The sequence below is a fragment of the uncultured Campylobacter sp. genome, from assembly GCF_938031315.1.
Lineage (GTDB): Bacteria > Campylobacterota > Campylobacteria > Campylobacterales > Campylobacteraceae > Campylobacter_B.
This window is the reverse complement of sequence record NZ_CALHHT010000119.1, coordinates 1-2,848: the sequence shown is the minus strand read 5'-3', so window position 1 is coordinate 2,848 and position 2,848 is coordinate 1. Positions and strand designations below refer to the sequence as shown.

4 protein-coding genes are annotated in these 2,848 nt (G+C 46.9%); 3 read left to right on the top strand and 1 reads right to left on the bottom strand.

The features are described from left to right. From Q0236_RS03390 to Q0236_RS03380, 3 genes are all read left to right on the top strand, one after another. On the top strand, positions 1-280 hold a 280-nt coding region (locus Q0236_RS03390), incomplete at its 5' end, for an exonuclease domain-containing protein (RefSeq protein ID WP_297915163.1). A gap of 445 nt (positions 281-725) precedes the next feature. After that, positions 726-1,109 carry a DUF4878 domain-containing protein gene (locus Q0236_RS03385; protein WP_297915160.1) on the top strand — a complete coding sequence of 128 codons (384 nt, stop codon included), beginning with the start codon at positions 726-728 and terminating at the stop codon, positions 1,107-1,109. Further along, positions 1,091-1,702, top strand: coding sequence for a YiiX/YebB-like N1pC/P60 family cysteine hydrolase (locus Q0236_RS03380; protein WP_297915157.1), 612 nt, complete (start codon positions 1,091-1,093; stop codon positions 1,700-1,702). Before Q0236_RS03385 ends, Q0236_RS03380 begins: the two co-directional genes overlap by 19 nt. Positions 1,703-2,087: 385 nt before the next feature. Here the strand turns inward: Q0236_RS03380 and Q0236_RS03375 are convergent. Continuing rightward, positions 2,088-2,848 (bottom strand): hypothetical protein (locus tag Q0236_RS03375; RefSeq protein ID WP_297915155.1); only part of this gene is annotated, 761 nt, incomplete at its 5' end.

The following is a 2,848-nucleotide window of genomic DNA, read 5'->3' as shown; positions in this document are numbered from 1 at the left end:
GAACATAAGGATCCATGGGATTACCCCGGACATGGTGACCGACGCCCCCGACTTTGCGACGGTGTTTCCCGAGGTGGTTGCCTATGTTGCGGACCAGGTGTTGGTGGCGCATAACGCCCAATTTGATTTGACAGCGTTTTCCCGGGCCTGCCATGCGACGGGCACCCCGGTCCCCCACTGGAAGTTTGCAAATATCGCAGTCAGCGCCGCAAATACCGCCGACGCGAGCGCCCAAGCCACCCAAGTTTCCATGATCTTCCTCTGTGAAATGAATTATTAAATTATAGCCTTATTTCGGCAAAATTTGTTTATAATTTCTCGGGCGTCGCGATAAAAAGCAAAATCGCAAGCGATAGACCCGACAGAGGCGACAATTGAAATTTTAAAATTTTCACTGCAAAACGGGGCTTAAATTCCGGTTTCATTAGACTAAGATGCGATTTTGATGCGACTGGGGCGAGTTTCAACCGAATGCGACTCCGGGTGCTGTAAAACACAGCGTGCAGATAGTTGGGTAAAATTTCGCTTTAGCGAGATAAAATTTTATTCGAGCGAGTAATCTTGTTCGTGAATGCGAAAATTCTATTCTAATACGGCAAAAGCGCCGTAAAATAGATTTTCTGAAAACTTCAGTGCGATAAAAATTTACCGGAGCGGGCAGGTTTAAATTTAAAAAATATTTACTGCTCATATATAAAATTTCAAGATTTCTACAAGGAGAGCCTATGAAAAAATTTCTACTCGCGCTTATCGCGATATTTGTTTTGGCGGGTTGCGGCAGCGATCCAAAAGGCGTCGCCGAAGACTTCGTAAGAGCCCTATATGAGGGAGATTCCAAGACTTTGGTGGCCGTCATCGATATGCCAGATAAGGATAGATCCGACGACGGCGCGATGCAGATGATAAACGGCAAATTGATGCAAATGGCGAGCGCCGGCAAGGAGGAGGCCTCTAAGCGCGGCGGGCTAAAGAGCATCTCGGGCGAGCTGCAAAATAGCGACGAGAAATCGGCGCTAGTGAAAGTCGCCGTGTCTTTTAAAAACGGCACGAACCGCACCGAGAGCGTTAAACTCGTCAAAAAAGACGGCAAGTGGAAAGTCTCGCTTTAGCGAAAAAGTTTCTTATCTGCTTGATACTTGTAGCAGGCAGGCTCGGCGAGCTTGGGACGCTAACGCGCGCACCTGCTGCCAAAGAGCCGCTGCGGGTGCCGGATGAAATTTTATCAAACTTACGCACGGGCGATCTCGTCTTTCGCCTAGGCGACGTCACCGACAGCCGCATAATCGCGACCGCGACGGATTTTAAATACTCGCACGTAGGCATGATCGTGCGCGAGCGCCCGCTTTTGGTAGTGCACGCGGTAACGGGCGAGGGCGGGCTAGACGGCGTCGCGGCTGTTTCGATGCAGGAGTTCTTGGCGCATGCGCGAGACTTTGGCGCGGTGCGGATGAAATTTTTAAGCGAGGAGCAAAAGGCGCGCCTCGCTGCCTCTCTACTTAGGCGCGTCGGCGAGAGTTTTACGTTAAGACCTCGCGGCGAAGCGAACCTCTACTGCACGACGCTGCTTGAGCAGGAAATTTCAAAAATAACGGAATTTTCGCCGCAGTATTTCGAACTCAACCTAGCTGTCCTAGGCGGCGAATACCTCGCGCCGAAGGCGTTTTGGCATTACGGCGGCGTTGAAATTTTATACGAGCGGTAGGCGCGACCTAGCTTGGGCTGGAATTTTGCGCGCCGTGTAAATTTAAATATCGCATCAATTCAAGTGCATGTAAATAAAATTTGATCTTAAAATTTCGTGCCGTAAAATTTCGGTCAAAATTTGTTTTGACGCTAATTTTTAAAATTCCGAAACGGCGTAAAATTTTACGTAATATAGAATTTCGTGGAGTACTAAATTACGAAATTCCATTAATTACTAAATTTGCAAAATTTTGGTAGGCGTGGAATTTTATAGAGCGCGCAACTTACAAAATTTCAAAAAGCAAAGCGCGCGCGGAGAGTTAAATTTTAAAAATTCCACCGCAAAGGGCTAAATTTACAAAATTTCGCCAGGGTTAAATTTTAAAATTTACCGCGCGACGCTTTTATTCATTTATATCCTCGATCACGGCCTCTACGAAACGGGCCGTATCAATTAGCCTAAAGCCCCATATTTTGGGATCTGCCATGATTTTATTATAAAAATCTTCCAATTCTTTCGCGGGAGATAATTCGCCCAATTTAAACGGGGCAAATTTTACCTTGCCGATCTTTTTTAGATGCGGCAGCAGCTCCTTTAAATCCTTATGATTAAACCAGCAGTCCGTTCTAAGGAAGCCGCCGTTTTTCGAGCCTGCGATCTTGCTTTTTAAAAAATCATCCATACCGGGCGGCTCTTTTTGCAGCACTCTGGTGCAGGCCAGATGATACTCGAGCTTCCTGGGCGTTTGATCTACCGCCGAGACAAAACAAACGCCGTATCCCTGCTGCATCCGGATAGACAAAACGTCGCCCTCCTCAAAATACGGCGTTTTTTGCTTCGAAATTTTGGGCCGTTTAAGCGGTCTTGGATTTTCGCTTTTTAGCTGAAGCGCCAATTTATCAAGCGCTTTTTGGCGGCTCTTTTGAGATTTTTCAAAGACCTTATTCCACATCCCGCTTGCGCCGCCTTTTATGATAGCAAGGGCTTTTTCGCGGATTTCGTCGTTTAAAAAGCCGATCTTCCAAAGCGAATACGCCAGAGCCATCCAATAAATCTCGCTATAAAGCTCATCGGTGCAGAAATTTTCCGCCTGCGTCAAAACATCTTGCAATATCGTTTCAACATCTTCGCCGTCCTTGTATCGCTCGGTGATAGTCAAATATA